Origin of the sequence: Thermomonas sp. LB-4 (assembly GCF_036409385.1) — a bacterium.
Lineage (GTDB): Bacteria > Pseudomonadota > Gammaproteobacteria > Xanthomonadales > Xanthomonadaceae > Thermomonas.
The window spans coordinates 1-24,058 of record NZ_JAXOFT010000025.1; the positions used below are offsets into that span (position 1 = coordinate 1).

At 69.8% G+C, this 24,058-nt stretch carries 25 protein-coding genes and 1 tRNA gene; 8 read left to right on the forward strand and 18 right to left on the reverse strand.

From position 1 onward, the window contains the following. Nucleotides 1–146 precede the first annotated feature (146 nt). The 9 genes from SPK54_RS11860 to SPK54_RS11900 form a co-directional block, all read right to left on the reverse strand. Nucleotides 147–644: a hypothetical protein gene (locus tag SPK54_RS11860; protein WP_330948097.1), complete on the reverse strand. Its 498-nt coding sequence runs from the start codon at nucleotides 642–644 to the stop codon at nucleotides 147–149. A 2-nt stretch (nucleotides 645–646) separates the two neighbouring features. After that, nucleotides 647–847 (reverse strand): AlpA family phage regulatory protein, encoded by a 201-nt coding sequence (locus SPK54_RS11865; protein ID WP_330948098.1) that lies wholly within the window; start codon nucleotides 845–847, stop codon nucleotides 647–649. Nucleotides 848–1,714: 867 nt separating this feature from the next. Then, complete coding sequence (locus SPK54_RS11870) at nucleotides 1,715–2,971, reverse strand: integrase arm-type DNA-binding domain-containing protein (RefSeq protein ID WP_330948099.1); 1,257 nt, start codon at nucleotides 2,969–2,971, stop codon at nucleotides 1,715–1,717. 174 nt (nucleotides 2,972–3,145) lie between these two features. Continuing rightward, a tRNA-Thr gene (locus tag SPK54_RS11875) sits at nucleotides 3,146–3,221 on the reverse strand. Between the two features lie 102 nt (nucleotides 3,222–3,323). Next, the gene (locus SPK54_RS11880) at nucleotides 3,324–4,061 is read right to left on the reverse strand and encodes a hypothetical protein (protein ID WP_330948100.1); all 738 of its coding nucleotides are present in this window, start codon (nucleotides 4,059–4,061) and stop codon (nucleotides 3,324–3,326) included. Nucleotides 4,062–4,070: 9 nt separating this feature from the next. Continuing rightward, nucleotides 4,071–4,787: a type III pantothenate kinase gene (locus SPK54_RS11885; protein ID WP_330948101.1), complete on the reverse strand. Its 717-nt coding sequence runs from the start codon at nucleotides 4,785–4,787 to the stop codon at nucleotides 4,071–4,073. Continuing rightward, on the reverse strand, nucleotides 4,784–5,773 hold the full coding sequence (gene birA / locus SPK54_RS11890) for a bifunctional biotin--[acetyl-CoA-carboxylase] ligase/biotin operon repressor BirA (protein WP_330948102.1): 990 nt from the start codon (nucleotides 5,771–5,773) through the stop codon (nucleotides 4,784–4,786). The genes SPK54_RS11885 and birA overlap by 4 nt, the downstream gene beginning before the upstream one ends. Next, a complete protein-coding gene (gene plsY, locus SPK54_RS11895) occupies nucleotides 5,770–6,390 on the reverse strand; it encodes a glycerol-3-phosphate 1-O-acyltransferase PlsY (protein WP_330948103.1) in 621 nt (206 codons plus the stop codon). Before plsY ends, birA begins: the two co-directional genes overlap by 4 nt. A gap of 46 nt (nucleotides 6,391–6,436) precedes the next feature. After that, nucleotides 6,437–8,251 (reverse strand): DegV family protein, encoded by a 1,815-nt coding sequence (locus SPK54_RS11900; protein WP_330948104.1) that lies wholly within the window; start codon nucleotides 8,249–8,251, stop codon nucleotides 6,437–6,439. Nucleotides 8,252–8,375: 124 nt separating this feature from the next. Between SPK54_RS11900 and SPK54_RS11905 the strand changes: the two genes are divergently transcribed. Beyond that, nucleotides 8,376–8,675 (forward strand): hypothetical protein, encoded by a 300-nt coding sequence (locus SPK54_RS11905; protein ID WP_330948105.1) that lies wholly within the window; start codon nucleotides 8,376–8,378, stop codon nucleotides 8,673–8,675. Between the two features lie 70 nt (nucleotides 8,676–8,745). Next, on the forward strand, nucleotides 8,746–9,441 hold the full coding sequence (locus SPK54_RS11910) for a M90 family metallopeptidase (RefSeq protein WP_330948126.1): 696 nt from the start codon (nucleotides 8,746–8,748) through the stop codon (nucleotides 9,439–9,441). Here SPK54_RS11910 and SPK54_RS11915 read toward each other — a convergent pair. From SPK54_RS11915 to SPK54_RS11925, 3 genes are read right to left on the reverse strand one after another with little or no spacing between them, the layout of a single operon-like run. Then, the gene (locus tag SPK54_RS11915; RefSeq protein ID WP_330948106.1) at nucleotides 9,417–10,298 is read right to left on the reverse strand and encodes an NAD-dependent epimerase/dehydratase family protein; all 882 of its coding nucleotides are present in this window, start codon (nucleotides 10,296–10,298) and stop codon (nucleotides 9,417–9,419) included. The genes SPK54_RS11910 and SPK54_RS11915 overlap by 25 nt on opposite strands. Next, nucleotides 10,295–11,503 carry a Na+/H+ antiporter NhaA gene (gene nhaA, locus SPK54_RS11920; protein WP_330948107.1) on the reverse strand — a complete coding sequence of 403 codons (1,209 nt, stop codon included), beginning with the start codon at nucleotides 11,501–11,503 and terminating at the stop codon, nucleotides 10,295–10,297. Before nhaA ends, SPK54_RS11915 begins: the two co-directional genes overlap by 4 nt. A 54-nt stretch (nucleotides 11,504–11,557) precedes the next feature. Continuing rightward, a complete protein-coding gene (locus SPK54_RS11925) occupies nucleotides 11,558–12,196 on the reverse strand; it encodes a lectin (protein WP_330948108.1) in 639 nt (212 codons plus the stop codon). Nucleotides 12,197–12,262: 66 nt separating this feature from the next. Between SPK54_RS11925 and SPK54_RS11930 the strand changes: the two genes are divergently transcribed. After that, complete coding sequence (locus SPK54_RS11930) at nucleotides 12,263–12,583, forward strand: hypothetical protein (protein ID WP_330948109.1); 321 nt, start codon at nucleotides 12,263–12,265, stop codon at nucleotides 12,581–12,583. 13 nt (nucleotides 12,584–12,596) lie between these two features. Here SPK54_RS11930 and hmgA read toward each other — a convergent pair whose 3' ends face one another. Both hmgA and hppD read right to left on the reverse strand, forming a co-directional pair. Beyond that, nucleotides 12,597–13,892, reverse strand: a complete 1,296-nt coding sequence (hmgA, locus tag SPK54_RS11935) for a homogentisate 1,2-dioxygenase (RefSeq protein WP_330948110.1) — start codon at nucleotides 13,890–13,892, stop codon at nucleotides 12,597–12,599. Nucleotides 13,893–13,935: 43 nt separating this feature from the next. After that, nucleotides 13,936–15,021 (reverse strand): 4-hydroxyphenylpyruvate dioxygenase, encoded by a 1,086-nt coding sequence (hppD, locus tag SPK54_RS11940; protein WP_330948111.1) that lies wholly within the window; start codon nucleotides 15,019–15,021, stop codon nucleotides 13,936–13,938. Between the two features lie 85 nt (nucleotides 15,022–15,106). Here hppD and SPK54_RS11945 point away from each other — a divergent pair, with 85 nt between their 5' ends. Next, nucleotides 15,107–15,580 (forward strand): MarR family winged helix-turn-helix transcriptional regulator, encoded by a 474-nt coding sequence (locus SPK54_RS11945; RefSeq protein WP_330948112.1) that lies wholly within the window; start codon nucleotides 15,107–15,109, stop codon nucleotides 15,578–15,580. A 65-nt stretch (nucleotides 15,581–15,645) separates the two neighbouring features. Here the strand turns inward: SPK54_RS11945 and SPK54_RS11950 are convergent, their stop codons facing one another. Both SPK54_RS11950 and SPK54_RS11955 read right to left on the reverse strand, forming a co-directional pair. Beyond that, the gene (locus SPK54_RS11950) at nucleotides 15,646–17,148 is read right to left on the reverse strand and encodes an oligopeptide:H+ symporter (RefSeq protein WP_330948113.1); all 1,503 of its coding nucleotides are present in this window, start codon (nucleotides 17,146–17,148) and stop codon (nucleotides 15,646–15,648) included. 171 nt (nucleotides 17,149–17,319) lie between these two features. Then, a complete protein-coding gene (locus SPK54_RS11955; protein ID WP_330948114.1) occupies nucleotides 17,320–18,207 on the reverse strand; it encodes a tryptophan 2,3-dioxygenase family protein in 888 nt (295 codons plus the stop codon). A 131-nt stretch (nucleotides 18,208–18,338) separates the two neighbouring features. Here SPK54_RS11955 and pdhA point away from each other — a divergent pair, with 131 nt between their 5' ends. From pdhA to SPK54_RS11975, 4 genes are all read left to right on the forward strand, one after another. Then, entirely contained in the window at nucleotides 18,339–19,415 is a 1,077-nt protein-coding gene (pdhA, locus tag SPK54_RS11960; protein ID WP_330948115.1) for a pyruvate dehydrogenase (acetyl-transferring) E1 component subunit alpha, read from the forward strand. Beyond that, nucleotides 19,412–20,413, forward strand: a complete 1,002-nt coding sequence (locus tag SPK54_RS11965) for an alpha-ketoacid dehydrogenase subunit beta (RefSeq protein ID WP_330948116.1) — start codon at nucleotides 19,412–19,414, stop codon at nucleotides 20,411–20,413. Before pdhA ends, SPK54_RS11965 begins: the two co-directional genes overlap by 4 nt. Nucleotides 20,414–20,423: 10 nt before the next feature. Continuing rightward, the gene (locus SPK54_RS11970) at nucleotides 20,424–21,758 is read left to right on the forward strand and encodes a dihydrolipoamide acetyltransferase family protein (RefSeq protein WP_330948117.1); all 1,335 of its coding nucleotides are present in this window, start codon (nucleotides 20,424–20,426) and stop codon (nucleotides 21,756–21,758) included. 212 nt (nucleotides 21,759–21,970) lie between these two features. Continuing rightward, nucleotides 21,971–22,357: a VOC family protein gene (locus SPK54_RS11975; RefSeq protein WP_330948118.1), complete on the forward strand. Its 387-nt coding sequence runs from the start codon at nucleotides 21,971–21,973 to the stop codon at nucleotides 22,355–22,357. On the opposite strand, the gene SPK54_RS11980 is transcribed toward SPK54_RS11975, so the two are convergent. Both SPK54_RS11980 and SPK54_RS11985 read right to left on the reverse strand, forming a co-directional pair. Further along, on the reverse strand, nucleotides 22,358–22,669 hold the full coding sequence (locus tag SPK54_RS11980) for a hypothetical protein (RefSeq protein WP_330948119.1): 312 nt from the start codon (nucleotides 22,667–22,669) through the stop codon (nucleotides 22,358–22,360). After that, nucleotides 22,666–23,985, reverse strand: a complete 1,320-nt coding sequence (locus SPK54_RS11985; protein ID WP_190282126.1) for a tryptophan--tRNA ligase — start codon at nucleotides 23,983–23,985, stop codon at nucleotides 22,666–22,668. The genes SPK54_RS11980 and SPK54_RS11985 overlap by 4 nt, the downstream gene beginning before the upstream one ends. Nucleotides 23,986–24,058: the final 73 nt, after the last annotated feature.

Below are 24,058 nucleotides of genomic sequence, written 5' to 3' on the forward strand. Positions count from 1 at the left end.
ACCTACTTCTTCCTCAAGATCCGCGCCGCATTCCCCGGAGTTGGGAGATGAACCTGATTTTCAGCCTTGCGGCCTGCCCGATATAGCCCGCAAAGGGCTGATTTTCAGCCTTGGCGACGGCCGCAGGTCAGGTAAAGGGCTGACTATCAGCCCTGGCCATGCTGATTTCCAGCCTTGGCTTTTGTTTTTGGCCTGTCATGGAAGTCAGGCACCTCGCTCTTCCAGTCGCCCGGTGGCTTCAGCGTGGCCGAGACCTCCAGCTTGTTGCGGCAGGGGTCAATTGCGCACCACGTCAACGCATAGAGGCTGGGCATGCCAAGTCCACCGTGCTTGGTCTTGACCAGCAGGCCGTAGTGAACCAGCTCACGCAACGCCTTGGCCTTGGCCTGATGGGCTGGTCCATTGGGAACCAGCGCCGGAGCCAGGTCCCCGTTGTTGTTCCCCCGGTACTGCCTGACCAGGCCGACGAGCAGCTTGACCGCTGTGCCACTGCAACGGCGGAAGTTGGCAGAGTCGATGACGGCATGCGGGATCAGGACAAAGGCTCCCCCTTCGCGACGCCCTTTTTGCCGAAGTCGCTTCCCGGCACCGCGTGCTTTCGCAGGAGTGCTGTCTCCATGCACCTTGGCGTGGCGGCCATCCATGGTTAGCCGCCGATCAGTTTCCGGTGGGCGGCGCGGGCCTTGATCCAGGCCTCCAGCTCACTGGCCAGATAGCCAGTGCGGCCCTCGCTGATCTGGAGCCTCCGCGGAAACGCACCAGCCTTCTCCAGTCGGTACATGGTCGAGCGCGAGATGCCGGCAGTCCGCCAGGCCTCGCGCGGAGAAAGGATTCGATCGAGCTGCATGTGTCACCTCTTAGGCTAGTGCCCACGTCGGATGACATGGGCCGCCGCTGGCTGCGGTGACACGCACACTAATTTTCGAAGATCGTGCTAGGAGCACTCCCTTAAGGGAGTGTCAATGCGGCGAAGGCTCAAACGCCGTCCCAATCGTCAGCTTCGCCCGGATCACAGACTGCATCTCGCCATAGACCCACCTGCGCGAAGACATCTTTACGAGGGCCGGAGCGGGAATAGCCTCTGTGATGCGGACCTTGCATCGCTAAATTCCGCTCTTTTTCCCACTGGCGACACCATCTCAGGACAGTTCGTGGGTCAGTGATCGGAGCGCCTTTCCTAGCGACCATCCTTCTGGCGAAATCCGACGCGACTCGAGGCTTCTCCGGATTTCTCGCGTGCTCCCACTCCGCCTTCACCACTGCCTTGAACGCCGTCACCGGAGGCGACTGGGCGGCCTCTCCACGCCTTGTGCGGAGTCGGTCACGTCGTGCAATCTCGGCGCTCTTTTCCTGAAGCTCTCGTTCTAGCTCCATCGTCTGCATGAGCGCGGCGTTGGCTAGGACTCGCAGCTCAGAAGCCGAGAGAGCCTTGAGCTGCTCCCACCACCCGACATGAATCTCTTCGGCGTGACTCCAATGCGCCTTTAGATCCTGCGGCCACTCTTCCTGAGGCACGCCAGATTGCAAGAGTTTCAACTTCCGCATCCAGGCGTTGGGCTTAGGGGGAGGCCTTCTTGGCATTGCTTACTCCCACTCTCGTAACAGGACCAGGGCTCTTGAAGCGGACTATGGAAAACCTGCCTACCAAATGCCTACCTTCTGGATCTCTTCGTCGATACCAAAAAGACCCCAGCCCCAGACGAGCGGAGGCCCCTCAATGCGCCAGCCGCCGGATCGGGACGACGTTGTGGTTCGCCCTCAGTGCGTCCAGGTAATCCGCCCATGCCGCCATCATCTGACGGCGCTCCTTCATGTACTGGGCGCGGTTGTAGGCGGCCCGGACAGCGTTTCGCTCTGCATGGGCAAGCTGGCGTTCGATGATGTCAGGCGCCCATCCCATTTCATTCAAGCGGGTCGAGGCCAACGCCCGAAAGCCGTGCCCGGTCATCGTTGATTTGTCGTAGCCCAGCCGGCGAAGGGCGGCATTGACCGTGTTCTCGCTCATGCATTCCGTGCCCGAGCGCAGACTGGGGAATACGTACCTGGCAAGCCGACCGGGACGTTTCGGGTCGGGTCCCGTCAAGGGCAGCAGCTCCCGGAGGATGGCCACGGCCTGAGGCGCCAGAGGCACGACGTGTTCCTCACGCATCTTCATCTTGGCGGCTGGAATGCGCCACTCCGACGCGTCCAGATCAAGCTCGCGCCATTCCATTGCCCGCAGCTCTCCAGGGCGTACGAACAACAGCGGAGCCAGCTTGAGGGCGCAGCGGGTGACGAACTGACCGGTGTAGCCGTCGATGGCCCGCAGCAGATCACCGATTTGGGCCGGGTCCGTGATGGCAGAGCGGGACGTACGGACGATAGGAGCCAGAGCGCCGCGCAGGTCGCCGACAGGATTGTGTTTCGCCCGACCCGTTGCAATCGCATAGCGGAACACCTGGGCAATCCGCTCCCTGGTCCGGTGAGCCGTTTCATTTGCACCCCGGGCCTCGATGCGCCTCAAGGTTGCAAGCACTTCGGGCGCCTCGATCTGGGTGATCGGCAATGCCCCCATCCAAGGGAATACGTTGTCGACCAACATCCACTCAGCCTTCTCGAAGGTCGAGGTGGCCAGCTTGGCTCTCTGCGTCTCCAACCATTCCCGTGCCACAGCTTCGAAGGTTGTCGCCGCGTTGAGCACCGCACGAACCTTGGTCGCCTTCTTTTCAGCTCCGGGGTCCCGGCCGGCGCGCAGAGCCTCTCGGGCCGTGTCCCGGAGACCCCGCGCCTCTGCCAGCCCCACTTCCGGGAACACGCCGAGCGCCAGACGCTTTTCTTTGCCGGCGTAGCGGTACTTCAGGCGCCAGTAGCGGGAACCGGTGGGCATGACCTCTAGATACAGGCCGCCGCCATCGAACAGGCGGTATGACTTCTCGCCCGCCTTTGCATTGCGTATCGCTACCGCAGTCAGGCTGCCAGCACTCATCGCCATGGGGGCATCTCAAGCTGCGGGCACCACCGCTTGGCGCCACGTGCCCCCGACTATGCCCCCAAGTGCCCCCGGATGCAATGGAACATCGTGAGAGCCCATGAAACACGAAAGCCGCCTGTGAGGCGGCTTTCATGGACATTACGAGAAGGGATGGAACTACATGAAACGCTGATTTGGTGCCGCTTGTCCGAATCGAACGGACGACCTGCTGTTTACAAGACAGCTGCTCTACCAACTGAGCTAAAGCGGCGGACGGTGGGATTCTATCAGGGGGCCTGCCGGCGCAGCCCGTCCGGGGGTTTCCGAGGCAGCGCACATGCGAAGTGAGCGCCCCCAGGCGACCGGCAACCGCTCAGCGCAGCTGCGCGCAATCCAGCGGCTGGGCGCGCGCGATCCGCGCCAGCGCGCTGCGGTCCGGCTCGGCGGGCAGACGCGCGTCCAGCCAGGCCTGTGCGGGCGTCCCGCCCACCGGCTCGATCTGCGCCTGCACGCCCTTGCCGCGCAATTCCGCCTGTCGACGGCGCGCGCCGGTTTCGCTGCTGAAGCGGCCAAGCGCGATGCTGTTGGCATCCGCGCCCTGGGTCATCACGAACAGGTCGGCGACGCCTGCGGCCTTCAACCGCTCGGCCAATGCCACCGCCGCCTCGCGCGAGGGCTGCGCCGGCAGGAACACCTTCCAGCCGCGCACGCCCCGCGCGCGCTCGTCGAAAGCCGTCGTCGTCACCCCGGCCGCCGCCAGCGCGGTGCGCGCACTGTTGCGGCTCGCAGCATCGGCAAAGGGGCCGAAGCGCAGGCAGACCGGCGCCTGCTCCGCCGCTGCCGCTGGCGTGCCGGATGCGACGGTCGCGATGGCATCCGCGGCCACCGGCGGCGTTGCCGAGGCCGGCGGCGCGCTTGCAGGCGATGCCGTCGCCGCTGCGGCGGGAGGCACCGCAGCCGCAAGCGCGGGCAGGGTTTCCCGCAGCAGGCGCAGGCTGGGCGCCGCTGTGGCGGGCGCTGCGCCGGCATCAGGCTGCGGCTGGAACAGCCACCAACCGGCGGCGCCCAGATTGAGCATCACGAGAATCACGATGGCGGCGCGCAGCAGCATCGGCCGAGTTTATGCGATCCGCAGCGCGTGCCAGCGCGCCAGGCCGTGCAGCACCGCATACGGTGCCCAGGTGTGGGTCGGCAGTCGCGGCCGCAGCGCCAGCGCGCCGCCGCCGTGCAGGTGCAGGACGGGCATGGCACCCAGCAGCGCCTGCGCGGCGTGCAGGCTGCGTTCGACCAGCGCCAGCGCGGCACCGTCGCAGCCGGAAGCCAGCGCGTGCGCAGTGTCGTCGGCGAACTCGGCATAGATGCCGCCGGTTGCCGGCAGCTGCGCCGCGCGCGCGTGCAGGGCTTCGCGCATCAGCTGCGGCGACGGCGCGATGCGGCCGCCGCGGTGGCGGCCGGTGCCATCCAGCAGGTCAACGGTCAGTGCGGTCCCCACGCCCACCACCAGCGCCGGGCCGCTGCCGCACAGGCCCAGCATCGCCAGGAAACGGTCCACGCCCAGGTGCGCGGGCTCGGCGTAGGCGATCCGCAGCGGCCCCAGCACGGCTTCGGTCCGCACCAGGTGCAGGCGGGTGAAGCGCGCGCACAACGCGTCGAGCAGCGCCACCCGGCGCGCCTCCGCGGCCACGCTGGCGATGCAGGCCACATCGCCGGCTGGCAGCGCCTGCAGCCACGGGCCGGCATCGTCATGGGCGATCGCGCGCACCTCGCCCACGCCGCCTGACTGCAGCGGCGCGCACTTCAGGCGGGTATTGCCGAGGTCGAACAGCCAGGTACTCATGCGCGCACGCTCACGTCGCCGGCGTGCACCAGGCGGAGTTGGCCGTCACCACCACGCACCCGCAGCGCACCGTCGTCGGCGATGCCCAGCGCCTGCGCCTCCCACGTCCGCGTCGCCTCGTGCACCCGCACCGACCGGCCGGCAAGCGCATCCAGCACCGCGTAGCGCGGCAGGAACGGCGCCAGCCCATGCGCATCGAACACCTCGAGCGCGGGCAGCAGATGTTCCAGCAGCGCGGCCGCCAGCAGATTGCGGGACGGCGACTGCGGCGCCAGCCCGGCCAGTTCCGCCCACGGCTGGTCGATGGCGCCGGCGCAGGCCGGCGGCATGCGCACGTTGATGCCGATGCCGACCACCGCGCGCGCCGCGCCGCCGGCTTCACCGCCCCCCTCCACCAGCAGGCCGCCGAGCTTGCGCAGGCCGCTGCCGTCGGCGAGCACCAGATCGTTCGGCCATTTCAGCCGCACCTGCGAGAACCCCAGCGCGTGCAGCGCCTCGCAGGCGGCAATGCCGGCCACCAGGCTCAATCCGCCCAGCCGCGCCAACCCGCCTTCGAAGCGCCGCGCCAGCGACAGGTACAGGTGCGCGGCCAGCGGCGAGGCCCAGTCGCGCCCACGCCGGCCGCGGCCGCCGGTCTGGCGTTCGGCCAGCAGCACCGCGCAACCATGCGCGGGGGTGTCGCGTCGGAGCAGTTCGCTGTTGGTGGAATCCAGCGACCACGCCAGCTCCAGCGCGGCCAGCCCGCCGGATGCCGATGCCGGCATTGCGCCGCGCACGGTATCGATGTCGAGCAGATCCAGCGGCTGCGCTAGGTGGTAGCCGCGCCCCGGCGCCGCCTCGATGGCGATGCCCGCCTCGCGCAGCGCCTCGATCCGCTTCCACACCGCGGCGCGGGTCAGCCCGGCCTCGCCGGCCAGCACGTCGCCGCTGACCGGGCCGCCAGCCAGCCGCTGCAACAGCGCGCGTTCCCCACGGGCGTCGCTCATGCACGCGCGCCCCGGCGGCGCAGCAGGCGCGCGCGCTCGAAGCGCGACTCGGTGCCGTGCCGCAGCCGCTGCAGGTTGCAACGATGGGTGAAGGCGAGGAACAGTGCCAGCGCGACGGAAAACGCCAACCGCGGCGCATCGGCATCGAACAGCCAGGCCCACGGCGGCAGGCTGGCCGCGGCCAGCACCGTGGACAGCCCGACGTAGCCGCTGGTCACCAGCACCAGCAGCCACACCCCCAGCAGCAGCGGCACGGCAAGCGGCCACAGCACCAGCAGCGCGCCCACCGCGGTGGCGGCGCCCTTGCCGCCGCGGAAGCCGTGCCAAACCGGCCAGACATGGCCCAGCACCGCCAGCCCCGCCGCCGGCCAGGCCACGCCCGGGGCGAAACGCAGCGCCAGGCATGCCGCCAGCGCGCCCTTGCCGACATCGATCAGCACCACCCCCAGCGCGAAGCGCAGGCCCTGGGTGCGCAGCGCGTTGGTGCCGCCGGCATTGCCGCTGCCCATGGTGCGCACGTCGACCCCGCGCAGCCGGCCCAGCAGCAGGCTGCCGGACAGCGAGCCCAGCAGGTAGGCGACACACAGCACACAGGCGGCAACAAGGGCGGGCGACATGCGTCGATGATACGCAGCGCGGCCGCCCACCCGCACCCGCAGCGCGTCAGGGCGCGGGCTGCAGCCCCACCACCAGCGCGCCGCGGCCGGCATGCGCGCCGATCGCCGGCCCCACTTCGACCAGATGCGCCTCGGTCACCGGCAGCAGATGGCGCAACGCCGCCAGCACGCGCTCGCCGTCCGCCGCCGCATCGGCGTGGCCGACCAGCAGCCGCCAGCCGGCTGCCTCCGGCACCCGCCGCGCCACGTACCGCGCGAGCGCCTCCGGCGCGCCGCGACGGGCGAACAGGCCCCCGGCCACCTTCAGCACGCCCTCGCGGATCGCGGCCACCGGCGTGAGCCCGCTGAAGCGCACCAGCGGCCCGGCCCAGCGCGGGATGCGACCGCCGCGCACGGCGTGGCGGATGTCGCGGGCCATCGCCCAGGTCTGCGTCTGCGGCACCAGCCGCGCCAGTTCGGCGGCGATCGCGTCCGCCTCCGCACCCGCCGCGGCCAGCTCGCCGGCGCGCCAGGCCAGCAGCGCCTGGCCGACGCTGGCATGGCCGCTGTCGATGCAGCGCAGCGGCCCCTGCTGCCCGCGCGTCGCCGACTCGGCCGATTGCAGGGTGCCGGACAGTGGCCGCGACAGGCCCACGTAGACCGCTGCCGGCTGGTGCGCCAGCACGTGTTCGAAGACGCGGCGGAAATCCCCCGGCGGCGGCTGGCTGGTCTGCGGCAGCTGCGCCGACGCCGCCATGCGGCGGTAGAACTCGGCCGCACTCAGGCCGAGGCGATCCAGGTAGTCGCGGCCGTCCAGGCTGACCCGCACCGGCACCACGTGGATGTCGAAGCGGTCGGCCAGCGCCTGCGGCAGGTCGGAGGCGCTGTCGGTCACCACCGCCACCCGCTCCGGCGACTCCACGCTGCGCTGCTGCAGGAGCATGTCGTCGGCCTTCATCGCCTCGACCCGGCCGAACCCGGCGCAGGCATCGAACAGCGCCTGCGGCCGCGCGGCGTGGCCATGCACGCGCACCCGGCTGTCGCTGCCGGCCACCACCAGCGATTCGATGCCGATCGCCGCCAGCGCCGTGCGCAGCGCGACCCGATCGATCCGCTCGCCCACCAGCAGGCATTCGGTGCAGTAGCGGCGGTCGGGGTCCACGTCCAGGTGGACATGCGTCGCAGCGGCCTCCGCACCATCGGCAATCGCGCCGCGCAGATCCAGCGCGCGCGGTCCGCCTTCGGCATAGGCGGCGATGCCTTCCAGCCAGTCCACGAATCCGCGCGCACCGGCGTCCACCACCCCGGCCTTGCGCAGCAGCGGCATCTGCCGCGGGGTGTCGGCCAGCGCAGTGCGCGCACGCGGCAGCGCCGCCGCGAACGCCTGCCACGGCTGCGCGCCCACGCGGCGCGCCTGCTCCTCCAGCGCCTCGGCGAACGCCGCGATCACGCTCAGGATGGTGCCTTCCACCGGCTGCGCCAGCGCCGCCCGCGCGCTGTCCGCGCCGCGCCGCACCGCCGCCGCCAGCGCCCCGGCATCAAGCTGCGCCAGGGCGCGCGCCTGTTCGCCCAGGCCCATCAGGAATTGCGCCATGATCGCGCCGGAATTGCCTCGGGCGCCGTCGATGGCGTCGTTGCCCACCCGCAGCAGCAGTTCGCCGGCGTGGCGGCTGCGCCGGCTGAGTGCGCCGTGCAGCACGCTGCCGAGGGTGGCGGCCAGATTGCTGCCGGTATCGCCGTCGGGCACCGGAAACACGTTGATGCGGTTGAGCTCGTCGCGCGCGGCGATGACCCGGCGGGCGCCGGCGATCAGCGCGCGGCGCAGCGCGGCGGCGGTGATGGCGGGGGGCGCGGCGATGGCCGCGATGGCAGTGTCGGACATGGCGCCAGTGTGCAGAGCCGGCCGCTGCCGCGCCTGCTGCGTCGCAGCATCCTCCGCGGCAACCGGCTGCTATAGTCATGAGCGGGACGTGCGCTGCGTACGCCCATTCATCCGGTGACCCTCCATGCGCCTGCCCACGACGCGTCAGCTGTTGGTCTGCCTTGCCCTGTCGGGCGCCTTCGGCCATGCCGGCGCCAGCGAACTGCGCCAGCTGACACCCGAAAGCGCGCCGCAGACGGATCCCCAGCCCGCGTCCATGGAGCGCCTGGACGAGACGGACCTGGACGTCACCGCAGCGGCCGCCGCGCACGCGCCGCGCACTCCCCGTCCCAGGGCGCAGGCGCCCGGGCCGGCGCGCACTGCCGGCGACAGCCGCGCAATGCCCTCGCGCTTCCACAGCTTCCTGCCCGGCATGTTCCGCTGAGCGATTCCGTTTCCGCGTGATCTGGCCGTTCCGGCGCCGTCCGCCCACCACCGCCCCGCTTGACCCCTCGCTGTGCCGGCAGGCCGCTGCCGCCCTGCCGTGGCTGCGGAACCTCGATCCGCCGCGCCGCGACCGCCTGCATGCGCTGGCCGCCGAATTCCTGGCCGACAAGGCCATCACTCCCCTGCACGGCCTGCGCCTGAACGACGTGCAGCGGCTGCGGCTGGCGATGCTGTGCTGCATGCCGCTGCTGGAGTTCGGCCGCGAAGGCCTGCACGGCTGGAAGGAACTGCTGGTGTATCCGGCCGCGTTCCGCGCCCGACGCAGCCACCTCGATGCCCACGGCATCCTCCACGAGGGCGACGACGAACTGATCGGCGAAGCCTGGGAGCGCGGCCCGGTGATCCTGTCCTGGGCCGACGTGCGCAGCGATATCGCCGCGCCGACCGACGGCTTCTGCGTGGCCGCGCACGAGATCGCGCACAAGCTGGACGCGCTGGACGGCGCGATGGACGGCACCCCGCCGCTGCCGCGCGAGTGGCAGCGGCAGTGGGCGGCCGATTTCCAGCGTGCCTACGACCGCTTCTGCGCCGAGGTGGACGCCGGCCGCGATACCGCGATCGACCCGTATGCCGCGGAAGCACCGGAAGAGTTCTTCGCGGTCTGCACCGAATACCACTTCAGCGACGCGCGCACGCTGCAGACGGCGATGCCCGAGGTCGCCGCACACCTGCGCCGGTTCTACGGTGAACCGCTGCTGGGCTGAGGCGCGTCGAACATCGCCGCAACGGGCGCGAAGGCGCGCGGCGCATAGCCGAAGTCGCGCGCGGCCGGGCCGGCATCGAACGCCAGGTCGTCGCGCATGCGCGCGATCGCATCGCCGGTCAGGTCGCGGGCGATGCCGCCGGCGCGCGCCGCCGCCAGCAGCGCGCGGAACAGCGGCATCGGCAGCAGGTACAGCCGCGGGGGCGGCGACAGGCAGGCCAGCACCCGCCCCACCATCTCGTCATAGGGCACGGTTTCCCCGCCCGGCAAGTCGTAGCCGCGGCCGCGCGCAGGGGCGCTTCGGCAGGCCGCCAGCGCCGCATCGGCCAGATCGTCGACATGCACCGGTTGGCGCAGCCCGCGGGCGTCGCGGGGCAGCGCGAACCGGCCGAAGCGTTGCGCCAGCCGCGCGATGCGGGTCAGCGTGGCATCGCGCGCCGCGCCGTATACCAGCGTGGGGCGCAGCACGGTGGCGGCTTCGCCACGCGCCGTGGCGGCCGCGAGCAGGCTGGTTTCCGCCGCGCGCAGGCGCCGCGCCACATCGCGCTCGCCGGCATCGCCGGAGGCGTGCTTGACGTGGACACTGGTGGAGCCGAATGCCACCACCCGCGCACAGCGAACGCCAGTCCCGGCATACCAGTGCGCGAACGCATCCAGCGGGCCGCAGCTGAAGATCGCATCGACCTCCCCCGGCAACCCCGGCGGCTGCGGAAAGCCGCCGCGCAGCCACTGCAGGCCCGGCGCATCGGCGCGCACTTCGCGCGACAGCGCCAGCACCTGCCAGCCCTCGAAGCGCAGCCGCGCCAGCAGCGCCGCGCCGATCTGGCCGCTGCCGCCGAACACCAGCGCGGTGTTCACGCGCGGGCGTTGCGCGGCAGCACCAGCGCCAGCCACACGCTGCCCAGCAGCGCCGCCACCACCGACGCGCCCAGCACGCCCAGCACGCCCTCGGTGTAGTGCAGCGGATGCCCGGCAAAGGCCAGCGAAGCGATGAACAGGCTCATGGTGAAACCGATCCCGCACAGCAGCCCGAGGCCCAGCATCGAACGCAGGTCCATGCCCTGCGGGAACCGGGCCAGCCCCAGCGCGCGCATCGCCACCGCTGCCAGCACGATCCCCACGGGCTTGCCCAGCACCAGCCCCAGCGTGATCCCCGCCGGCAGCGGCGAGGCCAGGTCCTGCAGGCGCAGCCCGCCCAGCGCCAGCCCCGCGTTGGCAAACGCGAACAGCGGCAGGATGGCGAAGGCCACCCACGGATGCAGCGCATGCTCCAGGGTTTCCAACGGCGAATGTTCGTTGGCGTCGTCGATCGCATTGCTGCGGTCGTAGTGGGGGATCATCAGCCCGGTCACCACGCCCGCTAGCGTGGCGTGCACGCCCGAGGCCAGCACCAGCGCCCAGAGCAGCACGCCCAGCAGCAGGTAGGGCGCCAGCCGCGTCACCTTGCGCCGGTTGAGCACGGCCATCGCCAGCACCACCAGCGCCGCACCGCCCAACGCGCCCCACTGCAGGCCGTGCGAATAGAAGAACGCGATGATCAGGATCGCGATCAGGTCGTCGGCGACGGCGATCGTGGACAGCAGCAGTTTCATCCCCAGCGGCACCCGCGACCCCAGCAGTGCGAGGACCCCGAGGGCGAAGGCGATGTCGGTGGCAGTGGGGATCGCCCAGCCGCGCATCGCCCCGGCATCGCCGTGGTTCATCGCCGTGTACAGCAGCGCCGGCGCGGCCACGCCGGCCACCGCGCAGACCACCGGCAGCACCAGCTGGTCGCGGCTGGACAGCTGCCCGGAGATCACCTCGCGCTTGATCTCCAGCGACACCAGCAGGAAGAACACCGCCATCAGGCCGTCGTTGATCCACCAGTGCAGCGACTTGCCCCAGTCCGCACCGCCCAGCGGCGTGTCGCGGAACACCTCGTAGGCGTGCGCCAGCGGCGAATTGGCGGCCAGCATGGCCAGCACCGCGGCGGCGATCAGGAGGATGCCGCCGGCGGCTTCGAGGCGGAAGAATTCGGCCAGCGCGTGCTGGGCGCGGGCAAGGACGGAAGCGTGCGTGGTCATCGGGGAAGTATAGAAGGTGCGCCGCGCGCCTCCACTCCGCCCGGGAGCTAGGGGCTACGAGCAGCCTTCCACGTAGTCCACCTGCGGCGCCAGGCCCACCCGCCAGGCGACGACCTTCGCGTCGTCGCCCCGGCCGTCGGTCTCGAACACCAGCACGCCGGTGCCGCCGGCCGGATCCGGGATCCGCAGGTACTCGCCATCGGTGTAATGATGCGGCCGCGCTTCGAACCGGCCCGGGTACAGCTTGGCGATGTCGGCCCTGCGCATGCCGACCTTGCCGCCCCCGGGCGCGGTTTCGCGCGGGCCATCGATGTCGTAGCGGACGAACTTGCCGCCTTCGACCATGAACGCGGGATCGTCGCCGGAACCCGCACCGCGCTTGGGACGCAGGTAGTAGCAGGCGTCCGCCGGCTCCGGCGGCGGCCCCAACCGCTCCAGCGCGCCACCCCACGCCTGCTCCATGCCGGCGGCGGCGATGCCGAGCCGGACATCGCCATAGCCGGCGAACCCGGCCAGCGCTTCCGGTGCCGCGGGCGCGGTGAGTGGCGTTTCCGTGGCGGGCGCCGGCCCCGCGGCAGTTGCAGGGATCGCGGGGGCCGCAGGGCTGGCGGCGGGCATGGCGGGCGCCGGATCGGCTGCAGGTTTGCACGCGGCAAGCGTGGCCAGCAGGGCAAGCGGAAGCAGGACACGCATCGCGGAACTCCACGTGTTGCGACGGAGCCCCAGTGTCCCCGGCCGCGGTGAACGCGGCGCGAAGCGATGTCGCCCGCGCCTGCCGACCTGGCCCGCCGTGCCAGCGTCATCCGCGCGACATCCGCGCCGGCCAGGCGGCGCGCGCCGAACCGGCATCCGGAGGCGGCGGAGCAGAAGGCGCGCACCCGGTACTGCGGCAGCGACCACGAACTGGCCGAGGCGCTGCTCGACGGCCTGCGGCTGCTGCTGCGGCTGGCCAACGAGAGCTACGGCCAGCGCGTGTGGGCGCGGCGGGGCGAAGCGCTGCCGGAGCCGCTGCTGCCGCGGCTGGACGCAATCACGGCGCCGCGCGAGGCCACGCCCCAGCTCAAGCTGGTGGGCGGCTGAGGCACCGTCCCGCTCAGCGCTGGAAGCGCTTGCGCAGGCCCATCCAGCAGTCCGGGTAATCCTGCTGGCGATGGCCCGCGGCCAGCGCCTGCGCGGTCGGGCGGATCACCGCGCGGGTTTCGAACATGAAGGCCATGGTGCCGTCGATGTAGTCCGGCTGGCTCAGGTCGGCCGCGCTGGCCTTCTCGAAGGTTGCGGCGTCGGGCCCGTGCCCGGTCATGCAGTTGTGCAGCGAGCAGCCGCCGGGCGCGAAGCCTTCCGCCTTGGCGTCGTACACGCCGTGCAGCAGGCCCATGAACTCGCTGGCGATGTTGCGGTGGAACCACGGTGGCCGGAAGGTGTCGCGCATCGCCAGCACGCGCGGCGCGAAGATCGCGAAGTCCACGCTGCTGGTGCCCGGCGTGTCGCTGGGCGAATGCAGGACCAGGAAGATCGACGGATCCGGGTGATCGTAGCTGATCGAACCGATCACGTTGAAGCGGCGCAGGTCGTACCGGTATGGCGCGTAGTTGCCGTGCCAGGCCACCACGTCCAGCGGCGAATGGTCGATGTCGCTGCGCCACAGGTGGCCCTGAAACTTGGTCAGCAGCTCGAAGTCGCCGTCCACGTCCTCGAACGCGGCGCTGGGGTATTCGAAGTCGCGCGGGTTGGCCAGGCCGTTGCTGCCGATCGGGCCGAGGTCGGGCAGCTTGAACAGCGCGCCGAAGTTCTCGCAGACATAGCCGCGCGCCTGTCCGTCCGGCAGCGCGACGCGGAAGCGCACGCCGCGCGGGATCACCGCGATCTGCTGCGGCTCCACGTCCAGCACGCCCAGCTCGGTTTCGATGTGCAGGCGGCCCAGTTCCGGCACCAGCATCAGCTCGCCGTCGGCGTTGCAGAAGAAGCGGCCGTCCATGTCGCGATTGGCCGCATACAGGTGCAGGCCGCAGCCGGTACCCGCCTCCGGGCCGCCGTTGCCGGCCACGGTGTACAGGCCCTCGATGAAATCAGCGGGCGCCTCCGGCAGCGGCAGCGGATTCCACCGCAGCTTTTCCGGCGTCACCGGGCCGGCGCCGAAGTCGTTGTGGAACGCCGCATGCGCGAACGGCTCGAAGCGTCCATGCACTGCCGCCGGGCGGATCCGGTACAGCCAGCTGCGCCGGTTGGCGTGGCGCGGCGCGGTGAATGCGGTGCCGGTCAGCTGCTCCGCGTACAGCCCATGCGCCACCTGCTGCGGCGAGTTGCGCCCCACCGGCAGCGCGCCGGGCAGCGCTTCGCTTGCGAATTCGTTGCCGAAACCGGTCTGGTAGCCGTTGCTCTGGATCGCCATGGTCTGCTCGCTCAGTGGATACCCGCCGTGCGGCGGGCGGGGATCACAGCACGCCGCGCTTCATCTGGTCGCGCTCGATGCTCTCGAACAGCGCCTGGAAGTTGCCTTCGCCGAAACCCTCGTTGCCCTTGCGCTGGATGATCTCGAAGAAGATCGGGCCGAACGCGTTCTGGGTGAAGATCTGCAGCAGCTTGCGCGACTTGGTTTCCATGTCGGCGTCGATCAGGATCGAATTCCTGCGCAGGCGCTCCACGTCCTCGCCGTGGTTGGGCACGCGCACGTCGATCACGTCGAAGTAGGTGTCCGGCGTGTCCAGGAACTTCACCCCGGCCGCGTGCATGCGCTCGACCGAGTCGTAGATGTCGTCGGTGAACAGCGCGATGTGCTGGATGCCCTCGCCGTTGTAGGCGCGCAGGTATTCGTTGATCTGGCTCTTGTCGTCGCTGGACTCGTTCAGCGGGATGCGCACCACGCCGTCCGGCGCGGTCATCGCCTTCGACAGCAGGCCGGTCTTGGCGCCCTTGATGTCGAAGTAGCGGATCTCGCGGAAGTTGAACAGCTTCTCGTAGTAGTCCGACCACTTCGCCATGTTGCCCACGAACAGGTTGTGGGTGAGATGGTCGATGAAGGTCAGGCCGAAGCCCTTCGGATGCTGGTCCACGCCGGGCAGCGGCTCGTAATCGGCGTACAGGTCGGTGCGGCCGTCGTCGACCAGATACAGCATGCAGTCGCCGATGCCCTTGATCGCCGGGGTTTCCACCGCGCCGGTCTCGGGCTTGTGGTCGATTTCGGCGCCGCCATTGGCCAGCACGTGCGCCAGCACCTTGGCGGTGGGTTCGCGGAAGCGGATCGCGAAGCCGCACGCCGAGGGGCCGTGCTGGGCGGCGAAATCGGCGGCGAACGAATCTTCCGACTCGTTGAGCAGGAAATTGATGGTGCCCTGCCGGAACAGGGTGATCGGCCGCCCGCGATGGCGGGCGATGGCGGTGAAGCCCAGCTGCTGCAGGTATTCGCGCATGCGCGGTCCCTGGCCGGCGGGGGCGGCGAATTCGACGAACTCGAAGCCGTTGATCCCCATCGGGTTGTCGAAGGTGGTCGGTTGCATGCCAAGATTGGGTTGCGCGCTCATGGGGTACTCCTCAACGCCGGGAATGCGCATTCTATGGTTGCACTTGCAACTATCTCAAGCTCCCTCCTCTTTCCAGCCTCCCCGCATGCCCGACCACGCCAGCCTCGCCCTAGAACGCTTCCTGCCCTACCGGCTCAGCGTGCTCTCCAACCGGATCAGCGGCGCGATCGCGCGCGAGTACTCGCAGCGCTTCGACCTAGGCGTCACCGAGTGGCGGGTGATGGCGGTGCTGGGCCGCAGCCCCGACCTGTCCGCCAACCAGGTCGCCCAGCGCACCGCCATGGACAAAGTCGCGGTCAGCCGCGCGGTGGCACGGCTGCTGGAATCGGGGCGGCTGCTGCGCAGCTTCGACGACGACGACCGGCGCCGCTCGGTGCTGCGCCTGTCCGAGGCCGGCTACGCGATCTACGACCAGGTGGTGCCGCTGGCGCTGGGCTTCGAGCAGCAGCTGCTCGGCGACATGCCGGCGGACGAGCGCGCCCTGCTGTTCCGCCTGCTCGACCGGCTGGACGAGCTGGAACTGCGCGCCGAGTCCGCCGGGCAGGCCGTGGCCGGCTGACGCTCGCGGGCCACAAACGGAAACGGCGCCCACAGGCGCCGTTTCCCCATCGCAACCGTGTCCGCTTACTTCACGCCGTGCATCAGCCGCTGGATCAGCGGCGCGATCAGGAACAGCAGCACGCCGGCGCCGATCAGCACCCAGAAGCCGAAGGTGTAGCCGGCCTGCGCCGAAGCCACGGTCATGCCGGCCTCGCCGCTGACGCTGCTGGCGAAGATGCCGGACAGGTTGTTGCCGATCGCGGTGGACAGGAACCAGCCGCCCATGCCGAAGCCGACCAGGCGCACCGGCGCCAGCTTGGTGACCATCGACAGGCCGATCGGCGACAGGCACAGCTCGCCCACCGACTGGATGACGTAGACCATGAACAGCGTCCAGAACGGGATCTTCATGGTCTGCGGATCGACCAGGCTGGACAGCGCGAACATCAGCAGCAGGAAGGCCAGGCCATTGAAGATGATGCCCAGGCCGAACTTGCGCGGGATCGACGGATTGGCGCGGCCCATGCGGATCCAGATCCACGCGATCACCGGCGCCAGCGTGATGATGGCCAGCGAGTTGACCGACTGGAACCAGCCCACCGGGAACGTCCAGCCGCCGAAATCGCGCTCGACGATGTTCTGCGCCAGGAAGTTGAACGAGCTGCCGGCCTGTTCGAAGAACATCCAGAACAGCACGTTGAAGGCAAAGATGATCAGCATCGCGATCGCCTTGTCGCGGGCGACGGCGCCGTTGGCGAAACCTTCGCGCAGGATCAGCACGCACAGCACCACGAACAGCGCGGTCAGCAGGATCTGCAGGTTGTTGGCGTCGATGGTCAGCAGGAAGTAGATCGCCGGGATCGCCACCAGCACGCCCACCGCCACCATCAGCACGCGGCCGAAGCCTTCGGCGCCGGCGGTGGGGCGGCCGATGCCCTGCAGCTGCGCGCGGCCCACCCAGAACCACACCAGGCTGATCAGCATGCCGATGCCGGAGGCGATGAACACCGCCTTGTAGGCCGGCATTTCCGAGGAGCCGCCGAACATGTTCTCGGCCAGGAAACCGGTCAGGATCGGCGCGATCAGCGCACCGGCGTTGATGCCCATGTAGAACAGGGTGAAGCCGGAGTCGCGGCGTTCGTCGCCGGTCGCGTACAGCTGGCCCACCATGGTCGAGATGTTCGGCTTGAACAGGCCGTTGCCGGCGATCACCGTCGCAAGGCCCATCTTGAACACGGCCTCGTTGGGCACCACCACCATGAACAGGCCGGCCGCCATCACCACCGCGCCGAGCAGGATCGAGCGCTGGTAGCCCAGCACCTTGTCGGCGACATAGCCGCCGAACAGCGCCGCCGCGTACACCAGCGCGAGGTAGGCGCCATACAGCTTGCTGGCATCGCCCTCGCCGGAGGAATCGCCGCCGAAGAACTGCGCCACGATGTACAGCGCCAGCGCCCAGCGCATGCCGTAGAAGGCGAAGCGCTCCCAGAACTCGGTCATGAACAGCATCCACAGCGGACGCGGATGGCCCATCACCTGCTTGAATTCCGGAACTGCGCCCGGCGTCGTATCAGCGGCTCCGCTCATGCGGCGTTCCCCCTTCTTTTCATGCGTTGAGTAAGGATGTCGAACCGGCCGGCGATGGGCGCGGAACCGGGGGAGAATGGCCGAGGCACGCGGGCAACGTCAAACAAGGCGCATTCAGGACGCCATGCTGCAAAGCAGCAAATCCTGCCCGCCCGAACCCGGAAATCTCGCCTACGTGGCGCTGCCGCGACCGGGCCCCACCGAGGTGCGCACCTCGAACAGCTCCGGGAAGAAGGTCAGGTCCAGCGCCCGCTTGAGGAAGGACACCCCGCTGGAACCGCCGGTGCCGCGCTTGAAGCCGATGATCCGCTGCACCGTGCGCATGTGGCGGAAGCGCCACAGCTGGAACTGGGTTTCCAGATCGACCAGGTCCTCGCACAGCTGGTACTCGCGCCAGTAGCGGCCGGTGTCCTCATAGATGCGCTCGAACACCGGCACCAGCGCCGGGTCCAGCACGTGCGGCTGGGTCCAGTCGCGCGCCAGGTGCGCGGCCGGCACCGGATGGCCCCAGCGGGCGAGATAACGCAGGAACTCGTCGTACAGGCTGGGCGCGCGCAGCACCGCTTCCAGCGCCGCCTGCCCGGCGGGATCGTGGGCGAACACCTTGAGCATCGCCGCATTCTTGTTGCCCAGCAGGAACTCCACCGTTCGGTACTGCAGCGACTGGAAGCCGGACGATGGCCCCAGCACATCGCGGAACTCCATGTATTCCGACGGCGTCAGCGTCTCCAGCACCGACCACTGCGCGGTCAGCTGGTCGAGCACGCGCTTGCAGCGCGCGGTGACCTTGCCGAACTGCCAGACGCGGTCGTGGCGCAAGTGTTCCACCGCCGCGGACAGCTCGTGGATCAGCAGCTTCAGCCACAGCTCGCTGGTCTGGTGCTGGACGATGAACAGCATCTCGTCGTGGTGCGGCGGGTTCGACAGCGGCTGCTGCGCCGACAGCAGGCGGTCCAGCCGCAGGTAACCACCGTAGGTGATGCGGCCAGCCAGGTCGGTATGGATGTCGGCCTCGAGGTCGCGCCGGTTCGCGCTGGAGGTGTCGTGTTCGCTGCTCATCGCGCGATTCTCGCATGCCGCCTGCAGTCCCGCGCTGACCGCCGTCAAGTGCCTTGCGATGCCGCAGCGCGCAACGGCTTGTTAGCGCAGCGCCGGTATCATGGAGCGATTGCTCCAATTACAAGGCAATCATGACCACTGCCGCCAGCTTCGAAATCGAATACCTGCAATACCTCAAGCCAGATGGCACCCTCGCGGCCCCGCTGCCGCCGGCGGTGCCCGATGCGGCGGCGCTGCTGCCACTGTTCAAGCAGATGCTGTTCCTGCGCACCTTCGACAGCAAGGCCATCGCCCTGCAGCGCACCGGCAAGCTGGGCACCTACGCCGCCTGCCTGGGACACGAGGCCACCCACGTCGGGATCGGCGCGTCGATGCAGCCGGAAGACGTGTTCGCCCCCAGCTACCGCGAATACGGCGCGCAGTTCGCGCGCGGCATGCGTCCGCGCGAGGTGCTGATGTACTGGGGCGGCGACGAGCGCGGCAACCTGCTGACCGGCGCGCCGGCCCACGACTATCCGTGGTGCGTGCCGATTTCCACCCAGATGCTGATGGCCTCCGGTGCCGCGCTGAGCTTCAAACTGCGCAAGCAGGACCGGGTGGCCGTGGCGGTCTGCGGCGACGGCGGTTCCTCCAAGACCGACTTCTACGCGGCGGTGAACTCCGCCGGCGCCTACCAGCTGCCGCTGGTGCTGTGCGTGGTCAACAACGGCTGGGCGATCAGCGTGCCGCGCAAGGCCCAGACCGGCGCCGAGACGCTGGCGCAGAAGGGCCTGGCCGGCGGCCTGCACTGCCTGCAGGTGGACGGCAACGACCTGGTGGCGGTGCTGGAAGCGATGCGGCGCGCCCACGAGCGCGCGCGCAAGGGCGAAGGCGGCAGCGTCATCGAGTTCATGACCTACCGCCTGCACGACCACACCACCGCCGACGACGCCCGCCGCTACCGCGGCGAGGACGAGGTGAAGCAGGCCTGGCTGAAGGAGCCGTTCCTGCGCCTGCGCAAGTACCTCACCGATGCGGGGCTGTGGGACGAAGCGCAGGAAAAGGCCTGGATCGAGGAGAGCGGCAAGCGCGTGGACGTGGAAATCAACGCCTACCTGGAAACCCCGGTGCAGCCGGTGGAAGCGATGTTCGACTACCTCTACGGCGACATGCCGGCCGAGGTGCTGGCGCAGCGGGAAGCCGCTATCGCGCTGGAGGGCCGGGCATGAGCGCGCAACCCATCACCCCCGCTCCCATCACGCTTATCGAAGCGATCACCCAGGCGCTCGCCTACGAGCTGCGCACGGACGAGTCCGTCGTGGTGCTGGGCGAGGACGTCGGCGTCAACGGCGGCGTGTTCCGCGCCACCGCCGGCCTGTCCGCGCAGTTCGGCACCGAACGCATCCTCGACACCCCGCTGGACGAAACCACGATTGCCGGCTTGACCGTCGGCATGGCCAGCCAAGGCATGAAGCCGGTCGCCGAAGCCCAGTTCGACGGCTTCATGTACCCGATGGTCGACTTCATCGTCTGCCACGCCGCGCGCATGCGCTACCGCACCCGCGGCCGCCTGACCTGCCCGATGGTGCTGCGCGTACCGTGGGGCGGCGGCATCCGCGCGCCGGAACACCATTCCGAGGCCAACGAATCCATCTTCACCAACGTGCCCGGCCTGCGTGTGGTGATGCCCAGTTCCCCACAGCGCGCCTACGGCCTGCTGCTGGCCGCGATCCGCGACCCGGATCCGGTGATCTACATGGAGCCCAAGCGCATCTACCGCCAGTACAAGGAGCTGGTGCCGGACGATGGCGAAGCGCTGCCGCTGGACGTGTGCTACGTGCTGCGCGACGGTTCCGACATCACGCTCGTCACCTGGGGCGCGCAGGTGAAGGAAACCCTGGAGGCCGCCGAGAAGCTGGCCGCCGAGGGCATCAGCGCCGAGGTCATCGACGTGGCCACGCTGAAGCCGCTGGACTTCGCCACCATCGCCGAATCGGTGGCCAAGACCGGCCGCTGCGTGATCGTGCACGAGGCCGCCAAGACCGCCGGCTTCGGCGCGGAGATCGCCGCGCGCGTGGCCGAGGAATGCCTGTTCGACCTGCTGGCGCCGGTCGAGCGCGTCACCGGCTACGACACCCACATCCCGCTGTTCCGCCTGGAGATGAAGTACCTGCCGAGCGTGGACAAGATCATCGCCGCCACCCGGCGCGCGATGGCGTATTCGTAAAGGACACCCCATGAGCAAGAAGTTCCTCCTGCCCGACCTCGGCGAAGGCCTGCCGGATGCGACCATCGTGGAGTGGTACGTCAAGGAAGGCGACGTGATCCGCCTGGACGAGAACCTGGTCTCGATGGAGACCGCCAAGGCGGTGGTCGACGTGCCCTCGCCGGTGTCCGGCAAGGTGCTGAAGCTGGCCGGCGGCCCCGGCGACGTGATCGTCACCGGCACCATGCTGGCCGAGTTCGAGATCGACCCCAGCCTGCCGCAGCGCGCGGAAGGCCAGGACACCGGCCACCACCACGGCCCTTCGCACGCCGCGCCCGAACCGGCAGCGCCCGCGCCGGCCACCGCCGCGAAGGCGGAGCCGGAAGATGCCGGCACGGTGGTCGGCGCGATGCAGGTCGGCAATGCGGTGGTGGCCGAGGCCGCGGTGGCCGTTGGCGGCGTCAAGGCGGTGCCGGCGGTGCGTGCGACCGCGCGCAAGCTGGGCGTCGACCTCACCCGCGTGCGCGCCAGCGGCCCGGACGGCACGGTGACCATGGACGACGTGAAGCGCGCGGCGGCGGACGGTTCGGCCAAGCCGGGCGCCGCCCCTGCACCCCGCGCGGCTGCACCGATGCAGGCAGCCGCGGCACCCGCCGCAGCGGCGCAGCGCAGCACCCTCTCGCAGTCCGGCAAGCCGATGCGCACCCAGCCGCCGGGCGTGGCCGCCAGCGGCCAGCCCGAGCAGCTCAAGGGCGTGCGCCGCAACATGGCGCGGGTGATGGCCGACGCGCACGCCAAGGTGGTGCCCACCACCCTGTGCGACGACGCCGACCTGCACGCCTGGCTGGGCAAGCAGGACATCACCGCGCGGCTGGTGCGCGCCATTGTCGTCGCCTGCAAGACGGTGCCGGCGCTCAACGCCTGGTTCGACGGCGAGGCGCTCAGCCGCACCCTGCACCCCAACGTCGACATCGGCATCGCGGTGGACACCGACGACGGGCTGTTCGTGCCGGCGCTGCGCAATGCCGACATGCTGGACGCGCGCGGCATCCGCGAAGGCATCAACCGCCTGCGCGCGCAGGTCGAGGCGCGCAGCCTGCCGGCCAGCGAACTGAGCGGCTACACCATCTCGCTGTCCAACTTCGGCATGTTCGCCGGCCGCTACGCCACCCCGGTGGTGGTGCCGCCGTGCGTGGCCATCGTCGGCGCCGGCAAGCTCAGCCACGACGTGGTGGCGGTGATCGGCGGCATCGAGGTGCACCGCCGCATGCCGATCAGCCTGACCTTCGACCACCGCGCCTGCACCGGCGGCGAGGCCGCGCGCTTCCTGAAGGCGCTGCTGGACGACATGGCGCTGCCGCAGTAACCATCGGCTGGCGGCAGGGAAAAAACGGCGGGCTGCGGCCCGCCGTTCTGTTTTGCGCGGCTGCAAGCCGCGGCGGCACCGCGCTTCCGTCAAGACAGGCAGGCCACTGCCCGCTTTCAGCCCACAGCGTCCCCGCGCTCACCGTCCGGTGCCTCCGTGGAGCGTGCATGACCGCGCGCTAGGATGGGCTGCCATTCTTCCGGAGCCCCGCCATGGCCCATCGCAGCCGCCTGTCCGGCTTCATCATCGACTGCAATACCGGCGACCTCGACGCCGCCGCCGATTTCTGGGCCCGGGCGCTGGGCTGCAGCGTCGCCAACCGCGACGCGGGCGACGCGACCGCGGACTACCAGATGCTGGGCGATACCCCGGGCGAGCTGCACATCGAGGTGCAGAGAGTCGACCATCCCTCGCGCGTGCACCTCGACATCGAAACCGACGACGTCGACGCGGAAGCCGCACGGCTGGAGCAGCTCGGCGCGAAGAAGGTCGCCTTCGTCAAGCGCTGGTGGGTGATGGAGGCGCCGACGGGGCAGCGCTTCTGCGTAGTGGCGACCAAGTACCCGGACCGCGGCGTGGCCTGGAACGCCTGGGACTGATCAGGCCGGCGCGAACCGGCGCCGGCGCAGCCAGAACGCCGCCGCCAGCACCAGCAGGAACACCCCGTAGCCCACCGAGGTGGCCAGCACCTGCGGCCACAGCGCGCCATGGCTGCGGTCGGCGTGGTCGAAGCTCCAGTACAGGCTGAGCAGGCAGCCGGCGTAGGCCATCAGCAGGGCGATGGCGTCGAAGCGCCGGCGCGCGTCGGTGCGCGGCTGGCGTGGATACAGCCAGTACAGCGCCGACAGGATCAGGAACCACGGTGCGAACAGCACCAGCGCCAGCACCGGCAACGCCGCGAGGTTGTTCACGCCTTGCCGCCCTCGCCTTCCAGCGCCGCCGCCACGAACGCCGCCAGCGCGGCGTTCACTTCGGCGCTGGTCACGCCCTCGCCCAGCATGAAGTCGCTGGCATCGTCGCCCACTTCCCCCTGCTTGATCGCGGCCACGCGCTGGCCGGCATCGCGCGGCGAATCGAAGCCCACGCTCTGCAGCAGCACGCGCTCGCCCTGCACCAGCTTGAAATAGAACTTGCCGTCGGCGTCGCGGTACTGCTTGAACGCGGGCAACACCTCGGCTTCCTTCTTCGCCGCGGCCGTGGCGTCGTCGCCCGCGACCGTGGACAGGTCGCGCAGGCCCACCGCCGCGCGCAGGCGCGCAAGCGTCGGGGTGGCATGGGTGGCGCGCAGGCGCGCCGCACCGTCGCGCAGGACCGCCTCGATCTCCGCCGGCTTCGCCATCAGCGCCTCGTACTTCTCGCGCAGCGGGGCCACTTCCGCATCGATGCGCTCGAACAGCTTCTGCTTCGCATCGCCCCAGCCGATGCCGTCGGCGAACGCCTGCGCGAACGCGGCGGTTTCCTCCTTCGAGGCGAACGCCTGGTACAGCTGGAACAGCGCCGAGCCTTCGGTGTCCTTGCGCTCGCCGGGCGCGCGCGAGTCGGTGAGGATGCCGGCGATCAGCTTCTTCAACTCGTTGCGCGGGGCGAACAGCGGGATGGTGTTGTCGTAGCTCTTGCTCATCTTGCGGCCGTCGAGGCCGGGCAAGGTGGCCACGTTGTCGTCGATCACCACCTCTGGCAGCACGAAGTGCTCGCCGTAGAGATGGTTGAAGCGCTGGCCGAAGTCGCGCGCCATCTCGATGTGCTGGATCTGGTCGCGGCCCACAGGCACCTTGTTGGCGTTGAAGATCAGGATGTCCGCGGCCATCAGCACCGGGTACATGAACAGCCCGGCGTTGACGCCAGCGTCATCGTCCTCGCCTTCGGCGCGGTTGCGGTCCACCGCCGCCTTGTAGGCATGGGCGCGGTTGAGCAGGCCCTTGCCGGCCACGCAGGTCAGGAACCAGGTGAGTTCGGGGATCTCCGGGATGTCGCTCTGGCGGTAGAACCAGTTCTTTTCCACGTCCAGGCCGCAGGCCAGCCAGGTGGCGGCGATTTCCAGCGTGCTGCGCTGCACGCGCGCCGGATCGCCGCACTTCACCAGCGCGTGGAAGTCGGCGAGGAAATAGAAATTCTCCACGTCGGCGGCCTGCGCGCTGGCCAGCGCCGGGCGGATCGCGCCGACGTAATTGCCCAGGTGCGGCGTGCCCGAAGTGGTGATGCCGGTCAGGATGCGGGTCTTGCTCATGCGGTGAACGCTGTCGGAACGGGAAGCGGCCGCACAGTGTACCCGCGCGGCCCGGCAACCCCGTTCGCCGGCG